Raw genomic sequence first — 17,549 nt, 5'->3', positions numbered from 1 at the left:
AAAACTATTAAGTTAATTATATAATATGCTTTTTTAGTCAATAAGTCTACTGGAATTTTCTGAAATCACGTCCCTGCATCGAGGGCAAATCGTCGGAAACTCTTCATTCTTTCCAACTTCCTCATGAAACATCCAACAACGCTCGCATTTTTCCCCATTGGCCGGTTGAACATGAATTCCTAATCCCTTGTTAACCTCCGCAGCCTGAACCCCTTCAGGTCTTTCTTCATCAGGCAGATGGATAACCAGTTGAGAAACAATAAAGATTTCTGCCAAATTCGGAACTTGCTTAAGGGATTTATACTGTGCTTCTGTCGGATACAGATCGACTTGAGCAGTTAAGGGATGGCTTATAAGTTTTTCTTGCCGCGCGATTTCCAATACCTTTGAGACATCTGTGCGTAAGGCAAGAATCTGATCCCAGCGGTTAGCCAGTTCCTCATCCATCCACTCAGAATTGACCTTAGGCATTTCTGCTATTTGAACATTTGCCGCACTTTTATCTCCAGGTATATACGGCCAAATTTCTTCAGTCATGAAGGACAAGATTGGAGTTAAAAGACGTACCAGAGCATCAAGAATTTCATACAAAACTGTCTGAGCCGAGCGACGAAGAAGAGATGTTTTCCCTTCTACATAAAGCCGGTCTTTGACAATATCCAGATAAACGGCACTTAACTCTATGGTACAGAAATTATGAATGGTATGGTAAGTCCAGTGGAATTCATAGGATTCATATCCCAAGAGTACTCGTTCGACCACTTTGGAAAGCTTAAGCAGAGCCCAGCGATCAATTTCTTGCAGGTCTTTATAAGAAACTTTATCCTTAGCCGGGTCAAAATCATTCAGATTGCTGAGCAAGAAACGCAAAGTATTGCGAATTTTACGGTAGGCTTCAGACATTTGTTTCATAATTCGGGGAGAAGCGGCAACATCATTTTTATAATCTACAGAACTCACCCAAAGCCTTAAAATATCTGCACCTAATTCCTGAACAACTTTAAGAGGGTCAACCCCATTGCCCAAGGATTTTGACATCTTGCGCCCCTGCTCATCCACAACAAAACCATGAGTCAATACATTGCGGTAAGGAGCCTGACCGAAAGCAGCCACAGAAGTGGACAGCGAGGAATTAAACCAACCACGGTGTTGATCCGAACCTTCCAAGTAGAGATCCGCAGGCCAAGACAGTTCTGGTCGCTGCTTCAGGACACCGGCATGGCTGGTTCCTGAATCAAACCATACATCCATAATATCTGTCTCTTTACTGAAGTTTTTCCCTCCACACTCGCAAGCAGTTCCCTCTGGCAACAATTCCAAGGCAGAATGAGCAAACCAAGCATCAGAACCTTCCTGCCGGAAGAATTCTTGAACCCTGGCAATAGTTTGATCGTTAACTAACACTTTTCCACAATCCTCACAATAGAAGATCGGGATAGGTACTCCCCAAGTCCGCTGCCGGGAAATACACCAATCTCCCCTGTCGGCTATCATGTTAAAGATCCGGTCTTTTCCCCAAGCAGGAATCCAGCGAACCTTCTCTATTTGATCTAAAGCGGCTTGCCGGAAACCATTAATCGAAGCAAACCATTGTTCTGTTGCCCGAAAAATGATCGGGCTCTTACAGCGCCAACAGTGTGGATAACTGTGTTCGATGGTTTCTTCAAGTACAAGATCTCCGGAATTCTTTAGATCCTCCACAATAACAGGATTTGCCTTTCCGGTCTTTAGTCCCGCATATGCTCCACCTTCTGAGGTAAATTTCCCTTGGTGGTCAACGGGACATAAAACGGTTAAGTTATACTTCTTGCTAACATAGAAATCATCTTCACCATGGGCAGGGGCTGTATGAACACAACCTGTACCGGCTTCTAAGGTAACATGTTCCCCACAGATTACTAACGAGTCTCGATTCATCAGGGGGTTTTTGCATATAACCCCTTCCAGTTCCTTTCCTGAAAGTATCTTTTCTACAGGAAGTTCCAGCTTCCAGAGAGAACGTAGGGATTCTAACATCCCTTCAGCAACAACCCAATGTTCTTGATTCGCCTTTACAACAGCATACTTAAACTCCGGATGTAAACTAATTGCTTGATTTGCCGGCAGTGTCCATGGAGTTGTCGTCCAAATAACGACAAATGTGTTATCTTCAGTAAGGACACTTAGTCCATCACGTACCGCAAATTTCACATAAATTGCAGTGGCTGACTTATCAGCATATTCAATTTCAGCCTCAGCAAGTGCAGTTTCACAGGAAGGGCACCAATAAACAGGCTTTAACCCTTTATAGATATACCCTTTCTTAGTCATATCCCCAAAAACTCCTATTTGAGCAGCTTCATACTCCTTTTGCAGAGTCAGATAAGGGTGTTCCCAATCCCCCCTTACTCCAAGCCGTCTGAACTCTTCCCGTTGAATCCCTACATACTTTTCTGCATAATCCTTGCATTTCTCTCTAAATTCAAGGGCGGAAACCGAATGACGGTTTACTCCTAATTTTTTAATAACTTGTTGTTCAATCGGAAGTCCATGGGTATCCCAACCAGGAACATAAGGAGCATCAAAACCCATCATAGTCTTATATTTGACGATGATATCTTTGAGTACTTTATTAATAGCATGTCCCAGGTGAATATCACCGTTCGCGTAGGGGGGGCCGTCATGGAGAATGAATTTCGGGCACCCTTCCCGAGCCTTTTGCACTTTCTCATAAAGATTCTCTTCTTCCCATGCTTTAAGAATTTCCGGTTCTCTTTTGGGAAGATTCCCCCGCATTGGGAAATCCGTTTCTGGTAGGTTTAATGTATTACGATAATCCATTAAAAGATATCCTCCTTTGGTTCAAGCATATTATCCTTGCCCTATTTCAATGTTTTTATCACCTTACCAACTGATATTTCGTCCGAATGGAGCAACTAAAAATCCCGCCCCTAATAGGGACGAGATTACTCGCGGTACCACCCATGTTGCTCTAAAGCCACTCGGAAGTCTTTTAACGGGGACAAACCGAACAAAGCTTACTTAACCTTTCAGCCTTTCACTCCAAGGGGATCCTCTTTGCACTTTCTCACGGGCTCACACCAACCCCGCTCGCTGTTTAGCCAGTTAACAAAGACTGTCCTTTTCAACGTGTTTAAGATTTATACTATCAAATTACTATAAATGATAAACTTTTGGGGTTTCTTGCAATAAAAACACTAGTCTTTTAAAATAACTTTGCGCAGTATGGTAATGAGTTTCGCTTGTCCTTCCGAATCAATCGGATCCACCATCCAAAGACAGAGAAATGATAGCTTCCGGCTTTTCCAGTCTTGAACAAAAGGATCCATCTGCTCTTTGGATACGTATAAGTGCTTAGAGTCTGGAGGGGGAGTCAAACTTACAACGACACCACGTTGTTCCATTTCATCCATTGCCCTAAAGGCACGATCTAGCAAATCATCACTTCCGGTCATCAAAACATCTCCAGAACGAAAATGGTGATCCGCTTCAGCAAACCCAACACAAAAAATCTTTATATCTTTTTCATCTGAATTTAAGTTATCAATGGAAGCTAAAAGCTGAACCTCTTGACCGCCAACTTTGCCAACATAAATCTCATTCTCATCCTGGTGTAAGGCAAATCCTTGAATGAGAAAGTCCGGAGATATCTCACTAATTATTCTATACATTGATGAAACCCTTCTCCTTCAAAGTCATCTGTAAAACATTTTACCACGAAACCAGAGAGATTCGCAACATTTTCCAGCTGATCTCGTTAAGCGATGCCTTCATTTTTCTCCTGTAAGGTTTCTAAATCTAGATGGGCTATTAAAAAAGACTTAAGTTGAGTACGCAATAAATCGCGTTTCCTGGCAAGACCTTGGATCTCTTCTTGAATTTCTTCCCACTTCTTCTGTGCTTCAGCAATCTTTATTGTCTTAGCATGTTCTGCCTCTCGCAGAATAAGTGCCGCCTCCTGACGCGCAGACTCCTTGACTTCTTCAGCAGTTTGTTGAGCCAACACCAAAGTCTGTTGTAAGGTATTCTCTATTTGCCGATAATGTCCGATTTCCGTTTCTAACCCTTTCGTCTTTTCACGGAGTTCGAAATTCTCTGTATATGCTAATTCAAATTCTTGGCTGACATTCTCGAGGAATTTCTCCACTTCCTCACATTGATAGCCGCGAATCCCTTTGCGAAAAGCTTTATTTCGTATATCAAGTGGAGTCATTTCCATTTTGATCCCTCCTAATGCCGTTGTGACCGAAAAAGTAGAATTTGCCAAGCTATTTTGTCTTTTCGGGTATTGGAGCACTCCAATAGCTTAACGCGCCCATGCCCTCGACAAGATACTATGTCATTAGGTTGTACTTCTGTTTCTACTTTGGACACCCCAAGACCTGACTTTTTAACCTTACCTTGAGTTATCCATTCTTGAGCCATACTTCTTGATACCCCAAAGGCATTAGCAATTACCGCATCTAGGCGTGATGAATTTACAGTTATACGCCGCTCTTCACCTAGTCCTGGAAGAAGATCTGGTATTCCTTCGGATATTGAAACATTAATTTTTTCCCGCCCGGCTTCAGTCCATTGATTTAACAAAATTGGAACCATTTCCAGCGTAGTTGCAACATAGAAGCCACTCCGGCCAGCTTGAATATCTCCAAATAAATCTCTTCGTAAGCCTAATCCCATAAGCGATCCAAGTATCTGATGATGCTCTAGTTTAGCACGCAGATTAGTGGCTCGAACTGACAACAGGGAAATCTCTGCCTGCTCCGGTTTCATGACGTCTCCCTTTGCACCCATAATAATGCGAACCCGTTCAGCATCAGGAAGCCCGCCCTCTGCCAGATAGGCAAGATGTTCTTTCCGTAAAACGGATTCAATCCAATCCCGCATAGCAAAACTCAAAAATGGAGTTACCTGTTGGAACTCTTTACTAAGCACTAAATTGACTTGATCCAATAAATGAGCTGCTTCTAGACGTGCTTCTTTATCATCCCAATATTTTAAGACGCTTCGATCAATTAAATGTTTCATTCTAGAAGATTTGCCATAACAGCCATTGTGCAACGTTCAAGGCAAGAATTGCAAAGATTGGCGAGAAGTCCATTCGCATTGCAGCATTGCCAAATTGAAAACGCTGGAATGGTTTGAGGATTGGATCGGTTACATCATAGAGAACCGCAACCAATTTGTTGTTTGAGGGGTAAAACTTAGGCCCAAACCAGGATAAAATAACTCTCACAAAAATGGCGTATATTAGAATAGATATCACTTTGCTTGCTATTTGAACAACGAATAGAATACTAATCCCTCCCTAACTTAGAACTCTGCCAAAACAAACCCTTGTCTTTAAGCTCGTCTCTCATCTCCCCAGATATGTCGACGTTATTTGGAACAAACAAGAATATACCGTTTCCGACTTTCTGCATGTTTCCATTTAACGCATAAGTTGTCCCACTGATAAAATCAACGATACGTTTGGCTAAAACCTTCTCGGCGTTTTCCAGGTTAACAATTACAGGCCGACGAGTCTTAAGCTGATCGGCAATGTTTTGGGCTTCTTCGAAAGAATTTGGTTCCATCACTACAACTCGCATTTGTTTCTGAGTATGTATACTTACTACCTGAGCGTTTTTACGGCTGGTACGAACTTCTTCCTGTACACTTTTCTCACGTTCGTTCTCTTCAAGAATATCCTCTTCCGTTTCCTCGTCTGCGAACCCCATAATTCCAATAACCTTATCAAATAACTTGGCCATTATCTTTCCTCCTCTTTCAGGTCTCTATTCACGGTCGCCGAAAATCTGACGGCCTACACGTACAAGGGTTGCCCCTTCTTCTACAGCCAGCTCAAAATCTTGACTCATTCCCATTGAAAGCTCGTGCAAATGGGTTCCAGGCCACTTTCGAGATTGCAGTCTGTCCCGCAATTCTCGAAGTTGGCGAAAAAAACCCTGAGTTTCTGTCATGCTTGCTTCCAATGCCCCAATGGTCATCAACCCCTGTATTCTAACAAAAGGAAAATCACCAACTGAGCTCAGAAAGTCCGGCACTTCCTCTGGCATGAGTCCAGCCTTGGCAGGATCCCGCGCAATATTAACCTGAACCAACGTCGTCCAAACAATGCTGCGTCGTTCTCCTTGGATATTTAGTGCTTCCAACAAAGGAAGCCTGTCCAACGAATGAATCATAGCAATTTTATCATCTAAATATTTTACTTTGTTCGTCTGAAGCCTCCCCACCAGATGCCACTGGCAATCATTCGGAAGATTAGGGGCCTTTTCCAACCATTCTTGAACTCGATTCTCAGCAAAGGCTCTTTGTCCAGCCCGATAAGCCTCCTCTAAACTTGAAATCGGTTGAGTCTTAGAGACGGCCAATAATCGGATAGTACTCGGATCCCTCTTACTTCGTTCCGCCGCTTGGTTAATACGCCGACGAACCTCATTTAAGCGCTGTTCTATCCCCGCATTTGCCAACATCAGACTATCTCCTTTGAAAATAATGAATTCTACGCAGTTTCATAGGTTTCCTGCTAAATAAGTCACTCTCTAGATATTTTTTACGTTGGCGACTAATCCTTCGAGTCCATCTCGAGGGGTTATTACAACAGGAATACCACTTGGGAGATTCTCGATGCAAACCATGTTGTCATCTTCATCAAGGACTTTCACCTTTCTGAACTGTACAATCCCCTCACTCCAGAGAAAAACCCCCAGTTCCTCTCCTTTTGTCCATAAAGCAGATTTCGGAATAAGCACTCCATTAGTGGGCGGACGGAAGACCCAAGACACGTCCTGCCTTCTTTGCACCGCTGAGCCATCAATATAGTATGGAAATTGAACGATTACTCCTTTTGGCTGATCAGACTTACGCAGAACTTTAGCACTAGTAGTCTGTTTACCCATAGTAACACGCATAGTTTTGCCAACTGTGAGCTCATCTATATCCGAAATTTCCAAAAAGGCCATTGTTGGAATAAGGTTATTCACGATTTTCCCTATAACCTCACCAGTTTGAAAGGTATCTCCGGTTGTTTTAGCGACAGGAGTCTGGGTTAATAGCTTATTTAGATCCATCGTGATAAGGTTGTCGCTGGTAAGAATGGATTCCAGACCATCACTTTGTTGAAAAAACAATCCCCCCATAGCTGCAGTTATCGACTGATTTATTCCGCTTGCCTTAATACCTGGTGCAGCCCCCTCAGGTTTTATAGTTGCCACCTGTTCCCCACGTCTAATACGTCGCCCATCTCCTCCAATGTATTCAACTTTACCGGAAAGAGGAGCGAGTACAGACAATTCCTGGTTAGCAAAGGTTGCAGCCACAATCCGTTCATGGTTAATGGTTCCTGTTTCGGCAGTTGCAAACTTTATTGTTCCTGCAATGAATGATGAGCGATAACACCATCCAACTCCGCCGACTAACATAATGAATATTAGACCCCAAAACCAAAAATAGGGTTTTCTTCTTCTCCCCTCCATTTTACCCTCCTTGGAATTTCGAGATTCCATGTACGAACTAGGTGTTTCATTTCAATTTAGCTCTTGGTAAATAACAGGTAAAAACGGTTCCAACTCCCAACTTAGAATTTACGCTGATATTTCCGCCTAACCCCTCTACCATGTGCTTCACAATACTAAGTCCAAGCCCTGTTCCCCCTTGTTCACGTGAACGGGCTTTATCTACTCTATAAAACCGTTCGAAAATTCTCGGCAATGTCTCTTCTGGTATGCCACAACCCGTATCTCCAAATTCCAAGCGAAGAAATTCAGGTCCAACTTGAGCATTTAACCAAACTCTTCCCTCAGCCGTATATTTTACAGCGTTTTCTAATAAATTCAAAAGAAGTTGGCTTAATAAATTCTCTCCTATCTTTAGGGGAGGCAAATTGTCAGGCAAATCAACTTCTAATTGAATTTCTTTAGCTTGGGCGAAACTTTGAATTACGGGTTTTATTATTTCAAATGCATTCTGGACGTAACTTATTTTAATAGAGCTTATAGCATGATTTTGCTGACCTTCGAGGCGTGCCAGAGTCAATAAGTCTTCGATGAGTCTTTGTAAGCGCAAGGTCTCCCCCTGGATTATTCCTAGAAAACGATTTCGTAAAGAGGGATCCTCCGCCGCCCCATCAAGAAGGGTTTCTACGAATCCTTTGATGGATGTTAGAGGTGTTCTTAATTCATGTGAGACATTGGCAACAAACTCAGTCCGAATCTTTTCAAGTCTTCGTAGTTCAGTCACATCATGAAATACTATAACTGCGCCACGAGACTGACCTTGCCCGCTTAAAATAGGATTAATCTTACTTTGCACAATCCTTTGTGCAATGTTAATTTCTCTCGAGGCTGAAGGTTGGCCTGAAAGGACTTTACGAGTAAGTTGCTCTAGTTCAGTATCATAGGTCAGCTCTAACAGATATTCTAATTCCCGAACTGTTTTTTGCCGTTCAAAAATTCTCTCTGCCGCAGCATTCACTAAGACAACCCGCCCTACATGATCAACTGCCACCACACCCTCTTGCATCCCCGCTAGAATCGCTTCCATCTTCTGTGCCTCTTGAGTTCCATTTTGGACTATCATCTCAACGTGTCGTGAGAGGTTATTAAGTTCAATGGTAAATTGTCCAATTTCATCACTGGAATCTGACAAATGAATATGCTCAAAATCTCCCCTGGCAATGCGCTGGGTTGCAAAATGCAATTTCTCCATTCGGCGAATAAGTTGCCTGGTGTAGAAATAAACAATTCCTGCCGGAAGAAGCAACGCAAGAAGTACAACTCCTAAATCAATTTGCTGGCGACCGGAAATCAACCTCACACTTTCTCCAACCCAAAAAAGAAGCAATGAAAGACCAGTCATACCTAAAAAGAGGCCAGTTATTCGCCATTTAATACTCATAGTTTGACTATCCTTTGAACCGGTAACCGATTCCGCGTAATGTTTCGATATAATCCGGATTGGACGGATCCTTTTCAATTTTTAAACGCAGATGTCGAACATGGACATCAACGGTACGTGTGTCGCCATCATATTCGTATCCCCAAATTCTTTCCAATAAGTCATCTCGAGAGTAAACTCTACCTGGATGTGCTACCAGTACCCGTAGCAATTCAAACTCTTTGGGGGTTAATTCAGTCTCGATACCCCGCACATAGACCCTAAACCCTTTGACATCAATTCTTAGCTCTCCTCTAACAATTTGAGAATCCACCTCATCAGGCAGATTAATACGACGGAGACGGGCTTTGATTCTGGCTAATAATTCACGCGGACTAAAAGGTTTCGTCATATAATCATCCGCACCCAGCTCGAGCCCTAATACCTTATCTATTACCTCTCCCTTGGCTGTTAACATAATGATGGGTAAGTGTTGGTACTTGGGAATCAAACGTATTCTGCGGCAAACCTCTAGTCCATCCATCCCAGGCAACATAAGATCTAGTACTACAAGATCAGGATGTTCAGTTTCAACAATATCCAATGCTTCCTGCCCATCCTTAGCTACAGAAACAAGGTAACCTTCCTTCTCTAAGTTAAACCTTAAGAGTTCAAGGATCGGTTCCTCATCATCAACCACTAAGATTGTCGCCACCTAAATCCTCCTTACTCTATGTTCGCTATTCCATCTCACTTGGCGTGTCGCATTCTGATCCATCCCGCCATTCGTCCTGTCCGGGCACCATCTCGTCGATGAGAGAAAAACCATTCAGGATTGCTCGCAGTGCAGACTGCTGCGATATCAATGTTTTCTGGGGGTACTCCTTTTTCTAAGCACAACATTTTGTTCGCTTCCCATAGATTAAGCAAGTAGTGTCCATCCTCTTGAGGATAGAGAAAGGTCGTCTTATCATAATTCAGACGAAATTCCTCAGCTACCCGTTCATCGACTAGGTAACAACTGGGACCGATACTCGGGCCGATCGCCACCCAAGCACTTTCAGTTTGTCCGCCGGCTTTTTCAAAGTACTCTAAAGCCTTTAGACCAATTTTATTCACTGTACCTTTCCAACCGGCATGTACAATCCCTACGGCCTCAAGATTGGGGTAGTAGAAATAGAGCGGAACACAGTCCGCAAAAAAAGCCATTAGCCCCAAAGTACTCTGGGTCAGCAACCCGTCAACACTTGGAATAGCAGTTTCTAATTCATTTGCCCCTCGACCGCCGTCCTCTTCTGTAACCCAAATAACATTTGTACCATGAACCTGTTCTCCTACTGCAACTCTATCAGAAGGAACCCCCCAGTGGTTAAACCAGTATTTCCGATTTTCCAAAACCACCTTAGGATCATCCCCAACATGTAGCCCTAAATTGAAAGAGTTGTAGGGTACTTTACTTATCCCACCCACTCGAGTTGAAAACCCTAAGTCAATTCCCGCTGCTTGCCACTTGGGTATGGTGAGATAGTTTAAGCCTCCACTACTTTTTTGTCGCTTCCAGCTCATCCCTCTAACTCCTTTGTTTACATTAAATATACCATCTATTAACCTTTTGGACAAACCTCCAAAAGTCCTAGTCTAATAGTACTTTCAGCAAAAAAAAAGGACTTTAAACAATTTTCTGCGTTAAAAAGTATAATAACAAACAAAATAAGCATAAGCCTTTGCCTATTACTGACAAAAGGTTTATGCTTTTTCATTTTTCGAGGATTATCGACGATCATCATTTTCAATATTAAATTCAGGTAAATCGTTAACATCTACTAGAATAACGTCTACCCCTATTTTTTTGACATGATCCCAAGGAACAAAAAAATCTTCAGTTTTTCCGCTGCCAAAAAGTCCCCAACTGCGCGAAGGCCCGGGTACGATAACCCCTTTGACAACACCCCGCTCTAAATCAAGATCTAGATCTTTGATCGGCCCTAACCTTCGCCCGTCTTTAACATTCACAATATCTAACAATCTTAAGTCTGATACTCGCATTCTTCCCCCCCCTTTACGAGGTCGGGGCTTGAAGTTCAGAAATGAACTTTCATCCACTAGCCCCGAGCTTAAGTCCAACGATGGATTGATATCGTCATACTTTTATATCTCATCATATGAGGGGGTTCGAAAAAATAGCCTTACGTTACATAAATTTCAAAATTGAATATTGCTTAAACTGCATCACACGAACTTACGCATATGCTGCATGGCTGCCTTCTCAAGACGGGAAACCTGTGCTTGAGAAATCCCAATCTCATCAGCAACCTCCATTTGTGTCTTTCCCTGAAAAAATCGCAAGGACAAGATGAGTTTTTCTCGTTCGCTCAGTCGACGTAACGCCTCTCGTACTGCAAGCCCTTCAACCCATCCATTGTCTGACTGCTTGTCATCTCCTATCTGATCCATCACGAAGATCGGGTCGCCGCCATCATGGTAAATCGGCTCGAATAAAGAAATTGGTTCCTGGATAGCATCTAACGCAAAAACAACATCTTCCCGAGGCAACGAGAGTTTCTTGGCGATTTCAGCAACAGTTGGTTCACATGACCGTTCACTCACCAATTGATCCCTTACCTGCAAAGCCTTATAAGCAATATCCCGCAAGGATCTGCTAACTCTAATTGGATTATTATCCCTTAAATATCGGCGGATTTCCCCGATTATCATAGGAACTGCATAAGTAGAAAACTTTACGTTCTGACCAAGATCAAAATTGTCAATCGCTTTCATTAATCCAATACAACCAACTTGAAAGAGGTCATCCACATATTCTCCACGATTCGTAAACCGCTGTATCACACTCAGAACAAGGCGGAGATTGCCATGGATTAGTTTATCTCGGGCACTGCGATTTCCAGCTTGATAAATTACGAAAAGTTCTTTCATTTTTGCGCTAGATAATACAGGCAATTTTGAGGTATTCACTCCACAAATCTCAACTTTATTCAATGCCAATCTACGAGCACCTCCCCAGCAAATTCTGTTGGGAAGTATGCCCTAACATAGATTAGGTTATTCCAATCGACAAAATTCTTTCCGTAATCTACGAATAATTCTTTTCTCAAGCCGTGAAATATAGGACTGGGAAATCCCTAAACGATCAGCTACCTCTTTCTGAGTTTTTTCTACCCCGTCATCAAGCCCGAACCTTAATTCCATGATAACTTTCTCTCTATTCGTTAATCTTCCCATTGCCAGATGCAAGAGTTGACGATCTACTTGCTCTTCAATAGGCTTAGAGATAATGTCATTTTCCGTACCTAATACATCTGATAACAGAAGTTCGTTTCCGTCCCAGTCAATATTTAAAGGTTCATCAAATGAAACCTCAGACCGGGTTTTATTGTTACGTCTAAGATACATCAAAATTTCGTTTTCAATGCAACGAGAAGCATAGGTAGCCAGTTTTATTTTTTTCTGAGGATCAAAAGTATTAACAGCTTTAATTAAGCCAATCGTTCCTATAGAAACAAGATCTTCAATTCCAATCCCGGTATTTTCGAACTTTCTGGCAATATAGACTACTAGGCGAAGGTTTCGTTCGATCAAAATATCTCGAATAGAACCGTCACCCATTTCCAAACGCTCTAGTAGAACCCCTTCTTCGTCTGAGTTAAGTGGTGGGGGTAGGGCTTCACTGCTTCCAACATAATAGATTCCATTAACTCCAAAAATTTTTTGAAGCAGCATGGCCCAAAGGCCTCTGGCCTTACCATAAACATTACTCCACCACTTCATTCATCCATCTCCACCTTTCTGAACATGTTCTGGGTGTAGTAACGCTTGGTATTCACCCTCTGAGCTTAATACTTGTCTTACAAGCGCCACCGTAGCATGAATTTGTTGAGTTCCTCCGGCGCCGAAACACGTTACACTATCCGGTCTTATTCCTAGAAGCCAACTCTTACTATTAATTGTTTGAAAAGGGATGAAAACAAGACGTTTTACCAGATCGGGATTAACCTTCCACAATAGTGGCCACGGGTCTGAATAATCCTTCCAAGGGATATCCAGGAACGCTTTGATATTCTCCGGCATAGCACTTGCAGCAACCTCCTCTTCCAGCAGAATTACAGGATAGCCTGTCAATGGATCCCGCAAATGATTGCCGGTATCTAGTAAGGCCTTGATTTGAATAACCCCTTGCTCATCTCCACCAAAATTGATCTCCAGATCGAAAATATTCTGTCCTAGAAAGGACTTCTTTTCTTGCCATCGTTGCCAAAGGCGCTGTAAGGGCCACCACATCAGAGCACCTAAAGGAAGAATCCAAACTCTGTTTATAACCAGAATTAATCGTTCTTTATTCACTCCCCCATCAAATTGCGCCCATCCCCATGAAGCGTAGACAAATCCGCCTAGGCCTGCAGAAAGGAGCCAAAAGCCAACGATTTCTTTAAGAAACGCATTTAATCTTGTAGTTGGAAAAGCGACGAAGACCATAAGAAAAGGAATCAACCATTTAATGAATACAGTCCACGGTGGTAGTGAATAATAGGCAACCACAACGGGGATTTCGCCAAGTAAAACTGCCATAGAGATCCGGCTTAGACGAATTGGTAGTTTGAGCAGGCGACCAAGAAGGACAAGCAGGATAGTGTCCATTCCTCCATTAATGAGAATAGCCAGATCAAGATAGGTCTGTGCAATGCTAATTTGGTACACCCTTTCTATGCGCTTCTCTAAAAATTATACTTGAAATGCAAAGTAAAACCTGTCGCATTCAGTGGGGCATAAATGGATATTTAAGGTAAATTAGTACGAGTGGTGTAGTTTTTTATCTATGAACTCTATTCGTCGACAGTATCTGTATGCTTTAGCACGAGATTATTTGATAACAACAAATTTAGTCGATTAACTCAGCTTTCTTAAGGGAAGGTTTGGCTTAATAAAACTTATCAAAAAGAAGAGAATCTCCCATCAATATCCAACCACATCAGATACTTTAGTTAGCTGATGATTTGCACCTTTGCTTTGACAAACTATTACATTAAACGGAATTTTACGGTTATTTCTTCAAAAATAATCATTTATATGCAAATTTTATTGAATTATTGATAAGTCCGTGTTATTGTAAATTAAAATTTAGAATTTTTACATATCTCTATGTGCCTAATTACACATATTTCTCAATGCCGTTTGAACAATCAAAAATAAAGGCGGTAGATAATTAATGGCTAAAAATCTAAACTTTAACCTAAGTGACAAAAAAAACGGTCTGAAAACCATCGTTCAGATTGCCAAAGAGCTAGAAAGTATTTTGGAGCAATCGAAGGATTTTGAGAGTGCCCGTCGACCTCTGAGGGAAGCGATAGACCGTAACCTTAAGAACAATGAGTTCTTACTGCTTTGCGACTTAAAAGGGTTAGCATTAATCCACTCAAATCGCTTACGAGAAGGTATGGTCTTTAATAATGAAATTGAACTAAAGGCAGCTCAATGTAATCAACCGATTACTCAACTATATCATCGTAATACTGGAGAAGTTTTGCTAGACGCAGCAAGCCCTGTTTTTGTCAAAGGGACTCATACCTACGCCGTGCGTCTGGGTATACCACTTCAAAAAAATCTTCTGAGCAAACAAATGCTCTCAGGTATACTACCGGTTCTTCTACTCGGTGGGACATGGATTATTTTAAGTTCCTTTTCTCCCGCTTCGCTTATCTCTTCAACCATTGCCCTGGGCGCTCAACTAATCTATAGTTTCTGGCTAAAAAATAAAGTTTCATCTGCTCTTCAGGAAGCTTTTAAGGTAACAAAAGCCATTGCTAAAGGGAATCTAAAAGTTCTAGCCAAGGCCAATTCCAATGATGAATTGGGAAGCCTATCATTCGAAGTAAATAAAGTATCTCTTGGCATGAAGTCGATCATCACGGATCTGGCTTCCTTTTCTGAGCGAGCTCAAAATATGAGCCAAACTCAAGCATCCCATGCTCAACTATTCGCAGAAAATCAAGAAACCTTGGCAGCTACTCTGGAGGAATTTAGTGCAGGAGCGACTGATCAAATTCAAGGCATGCAAATGTCACAAAAGCAAGTTGACGAGATCCAATCTGCTTCTCAAAGCATTTTAATCAGCACACAGGAAGTTCTTTCCTTGACTAGATCCGCTAAATCAACAAGCCAAGAAGGCACCTTAGCGGTTAATGAGGCAATTCTTGAGATGGGCCTGATCTATCAATCAACGGAACAGGCTAATCAATCCATACACGGATTAGCTGAACAGGCCCAAAAAATCGGAGATATTATTTCTGTAATTAATGGCATTTCCGATCAAACTAATCTCCTGGCCTTAAATGCAGCTATTGAAGCTGCTCGAGCAGGAGAACATGGCAGGGGTTTTGCTGTTGTTGCAGAAGAAGTCAGAAAACTGGCAGACAGTTCAGCTTACTCTTCTCATCAGATTATGGAACTCATTTCGAATGTTCAAGGAATGGTTAACTCAACTGTCGACAAGATAAGCCAAGGAATGAACGAGGTAAACCGAGGTAAGGCAGTCATTGAAAAAGCCGGCGATGCCATTGCCTCCCTTGACGAAGTGATCAATGAAACCTCAGTAAAAGTGGAAACCAACCTGCAAAATGCTGATCACTTGTTAAATCAGAGTGAATTATTAGCTCAAACCCAGCGGCAGGCAACCACTATTGCAACTCAATTTGCCGAAGGGGCCACTCAAGCAGCAACAACTGTAGAACAACAAATGGTTTCTACTAAAGAAATCGCCTCCATATCTTCTGAACTAGCAAAAACCTCCGCTCACTTGAACCAAGTTATCCAACGATTCGAAGTGTAAACACAAAGAAAAAACCAGGTCATACCACTAGAGGTATGACCTGGTTTTTTATCTAACAAATATTATTAACCTTACCTTCTGCGCCTTAGAAACTCAGGAATGTCCACATCCCCTTCTTTAGCTACAGTCTTAATTATATTGTCTTGAACCTTACCGGGGGGTGTACCGAAACCAGCCCATTGCTGGTCGAATCCGGTAGCGATGACTGTGACTCTAAGCTCTTCCTTCAGATCCTCATCGATAACCGCTCCAAATATTATATTCGCCTCAGGATCTGCTGCTTCCGAAATAATTCCTGCCGCTTCGTTCACTTCAAAGAGGGTCAGATTTATTCCTCCAGTAATATTCAGCAGTACACCTTTTGCTCCTTCAATAGAGGTTTCCAGCAGCGGGCTGGAAATTGCCTTTCTTGCCGCATCAGCTGCCCGATTTTCCCCTGTTGCCTGACCAATACCCATTAATGCTGAGCCGGTATTTGACATAATAGTCTTAACATCCGCAAAATCTAAGTTGATTAAACCAGGAACTGCAATTAGATCTGAAATGCCTTGAACCCCTTGACGCAAAACATCATCCGCAATGCGAAAAGCCTCATGGATTGTTGTATGCTTGTCCACTACCTGTAGCAGCCGATCATTGGGAATTGTAATCAGGGTATCTACCTTGCTTTTTAATTCGGCAATGCCTTTTTCAGCTTGCATAGCCCTCTTACGCCCTTCAAAGGTGAATGGTCTTGTAACCACCCCTACTGTCAGCGCCCCCATTTCTTTGGCGACTTCTGCAACAATAGGTGCTGCTCCAGTGCCGGTTCCTCCGCCCATTCCTGCTGTAACAAAGACCATATCTGCGCCTTTTAGAACCTTAGCCAGTTCTTCACGACTTTCTTCCGCCGCTTTAGCACCAATCTCAGGATTTGCGCCTGCTCCCAGCCCTTTAGTTAATTTAATTCCTATTTGAACTTTTTCTCCCGCACGTGAGAGTTGTAATGCCTGGGAGTCAGTATTAACTGTTACGAAATCTACCCCTTGTAAACCAGCGGTAATCATACGATTAACCGCATTGTTTCCACCACCGCCAACACCAATGACCTTAATCTCTGCAAATTGGTTTAAGTCTGTATCAAATTCTAGCATTTAGGCGTTAACCCCCTCGCTCATTCTTACCTGCAATAATTTATTAACAATACAGGTTATTTCTATAATTTTGCTGTGCTTCCATATGTTCATGTGTAAACTTTCTCGCTGAATAACGGCTATATTTCTAACATTAGTCTCTAGAACTACTCCTTTAGGAGTATCTGCCATCCCATGGCTTATTGGCCAATCAATTATGTTATACACACAACATTACAAATTCTATATTCTTATCCAATAACCCTTTTTTTAATAATAATTTTTCTTTAAAAGGAACAAAGAATCTCTAAAAAACTTCCAGAATTACTTTCAAACAATTCCTCTAAAAGTGTCAAAGATATTCTTAGGTTATGATTTACTATTTTTTAAGAAGATGACGACGGATGCTCCCCAGATTCTGGAATATACGCACACCAAAAGCGACTACCGCTGCTAAATAAAGGTCAACACCAATCCGGTCACCCACATAGGCTAACAGTGCTGCAAGAAGCATATTGCTGAAAAAGCCTGTTAGAAATACAGTACTATCAAAATGGTCTTCTTGTGCAGAGCGAATCCCCCCTAAAACAGAATCTAAAGCTGCGAGGATTCCTACCGATAAGTATTTTGCATATTCGATTGGAACTGAAAAAGGACTTACATACCCAATTGCTAGTCCTAAAACTAAGCCTAATAAGGGTAACCACATATTAAAAATC

General features: G+C 42.0%; 18 protein-coding genes and 1 other annotated feature. Of the genes, 1 reads left to right on the top strand and 17 read right to left on the bottom strand.

The features are described 5' to 3' along the window. Positions 1 to 33: 33 nt before the first annotated feature. The 15 genes from ileS to DP73_RS07180 form a co-directional block, all read right to left on the bottom strand. Positions 34 to 2,820 carry an isoleucine--tRNA ligase gene (gene ileS / locus DP73_RS07245; RefSeq protein ID WP_034598513.1) on the bottom strand — a complete coding sequence of 929 codons (2,787 nt, stop codon included), beginning with the start codon at positions 2,818 to 2,820 and terminating at the stop codon, positions 34 to 36. Positions 2,821 to 2,932: 112 nt separating this feature from the next. Continuing rightward, positions 2,933 to 3,137: a binding site (T-box leader), on the bottom strand. Positions 3,138 to 3,197: 60 nt separating this feature from the next. After that, complete coding sequence (locus DP73_RS07240; protein ID WP_034598512.1) at positions 3,198 to 3,671, bottom strand: hypothetical protein; 474 nt, start codon at positions 3,669 to 3,671, stop codon at positions 3,198 to 3,200. An 86-nt stretch (positions 3,672 to 3,757) separates the two neighbouring features. Beyond that, complete coding sequence (locus DP73_RS07235; protein ID WP_034598511.1) at positions 3,758 to 4,219, bottom strand: DivIVA domain-containing protein; 462 nt, start codon at positions 4,217 to 4,219, stop codon at positions 3,758 to 3,760. An 11-nt stretch (positions 4,220 to 4,230) separates the two neighbouring features. Beyond that, entirely contained in the window at positions 4,231 to 5,028 is a 798-nt protein-coding gene (locus DP73_RS07230; RefSeq protein WP_034598510.1) for a YlmH/Sll1252 family protein, read from the bottom strand. Between the two features lies 1 nt (position 5,029). Further along, positions 5,030 to 5,266, bottom strand: a complete 237-nt coding sequence (locus DP73_RS22450; protein ID WP_143015488.1) for a YggT family protein — start codon at positions 5,264 to 5,266, stop codon at positions 5,030 to 5,032. 31 nt (positions 5,267 to 5,297) lie between these two features. Further along, positions 5,298 to 5,753 (bottom strand): cell division protein SepF, encoded by a 456-nt coding sequence (gene sepF, locus DP73_RS07225; RefSeq protein WP_034598509.1) that lies wholly within the window; start codon positions 5,751 to 5,753, stop codon positions 5,298 to 5,300. Positions 5,754 to 5,777: 24 nt separating this feature from the next. Further along, positions 5,778 to 6,476 carry a YggS family pyridoxal phosphate-dependent enzyme gene (locus tag DP73_RS07220; protein ID WP_034598508.1) on the bottom strand — a complete coding sequence of 233 codons (699 nt, stop codon included), beginning with the start codon at positions 6,474 to 6,476 and terminating at the stop codon, positions 5,778 to 5,780. 69 nt (positions 6,477 to 6,545) lie between these two features. Beyond that, a complete protein-coding gene (locus DP73_RS07215) occupies positions 6,546 to 7,478 on the bottom strand; it encodes an HlyD family efflux transporter periplasmic adaptor subunit (RefSeq protein WP_034598507.1) in 933 nt (310 codons plus the stop codon). 46 nt (positions 7,479 to 7,524) lie between these two features. Beyond that, positions 7,525 to 8,898, bottom strand: a complete 1,374-nt coding sequence (locus DP73_RS07210; protein ID WP_034598506.1) for a HAMP domain-containing sensor histidine kinase — start codon at positions 8,896 to 8,898, stop codon at positions 7,525 to 7,527. Positions 8,899 to 8,905: 7 nt separating this feature from the next. Then, a complete protein-coding gene (locus DP73_RS07205) occupies positions 8,906 to 9,592 on the bottom strand; it encodes a response regulator transcription factor (RefSeq protein WP_034598505.1) in 687 nt (228 codons plus the stop codon). Between the two features lie 35 nt (positions 9,593 to 9,627). Next, a complete protein-coding gene (pgeF, locus tag DP73_RS07200) occupies positions 9,628 to 10,443 on the bottom strand; it encodes a peptidoglycan editing factor PgeF (protein WP_034598504.1) in 816 nt (271 codons plus the stop codon). Between the two features lie 204 nt (positions 10,444 to 10,647). Further along, positions 10,648 to 10,923 (bottom strand): YlmC/YmxH family sporulation protein, encoded by a 276-nt coding sequence (locus DP73_RS07195; RefSeq protein WP_034598503.1) that lies wholly within the window; start codon positions 10,921 to 10,923, stop codon positions 10,648 to 10,650. Between the two features lie 183 nt (positions 10,924 to 11,106). Further along, positions 11,107 to 11,880: an RNA polymerase sporulation sigma factor SigG gene (sigG, locus tag DP73_RS07190; protein ID WP_014904583.1), complete on the bottom strand. Its 774-nt coding sequence runs from the start codon at positions 11,878 to 11,880 to the stop codon at positions 11,107 to 11,109. A gap of 57 nt (positions 11,881 to 11,937) precedes the next feature. Then, the gene (gene sigE / locus DP73_RS07185) at positions 11,938 to 12,615 is read right to left on the bottom strand and encodes an RNA polymerase sporulation sigma factor SigE (RefSeq protein WP_242865720.1); all 678 of its coding nucleotides are present in this window, start codon (positions 12,613 to 12,615) and stop codon (positions 11,938 to 11,940) included. Between the two features lie 48 nt (positions 12,616 to 12,663). Then, the gene (locus DP73_RS07180) at positions 12,664 to 13,590 is read right to left on the bottom strand and encodes a sigma-E processing peptidase SpoIIGA (RefSeq protein ID WP_081962986.1); all 927 of its coding nucleotides are present in this window, start codon (positions 13,588 to 13,590) and stop codon (positions 12,664 to 12,666) included. A gap of 508 nt (positions 13,591 to 14,098) precedes the next feature. Between DP73_RS07180 and DP73_RS07175 the strand changes: the two genes are divergently transcribed. Then, positions 14,099 to 15,718, top strand: coding sequence for a methyl-accepting chemotaxis protein (locus DP73_RS07175; protein ID WP_034598501.1), 1,620 nt, complete (start codon positions 14,099 to 14,101; stop codon positions 15,716 to 15,718). Positions 15,719 to 15,789: 71 nt separating this feature from the next. Here the strand turns inward: DP73_RS07175 and ftsZ are convergent, their stop codons facing one another. Next, positions 15,790 to 16,851 (bottom strand): cell division protein FtsZ, encoded by a 1,062-nt coding sequence (ftsZ, locus tag DP73_RS07170; protein ID WP_014904587.1) that lies wholly within the window; start codon positions 16,849 to 16,851, stop codon positions 15,790 to 15,792. A gap of 358 nt (positions 16,852 to 17,209) precedes the next feature. Then, entirely contained in the window at positions 17,210 to 17,539 is a 330-nt protein-coding gene (locus tag DP73_RS07165) for a small basic family protein (RefSeq protein WP_014904588.1), read from the bottom strand. Positions 17,540 to 17,549 lie beyond the last annotated feature (10 nt).

The sequence above is a fragment of the Desulfosporosinus sp. HMP52 genome, from assembly GCF_000765145.1.
Taxonomy (GTDB): domain Bacteria; phylum Bacillota; class Desulfitobacteriia; order Desulfitobacteriales; family Desulfitobacteriaceae; genus Desulfosporosinus.
Note: the sequence above shows the minus strand (reverse complement) of the source record. Positions and strands in the feature narration are given on the sequence as shown.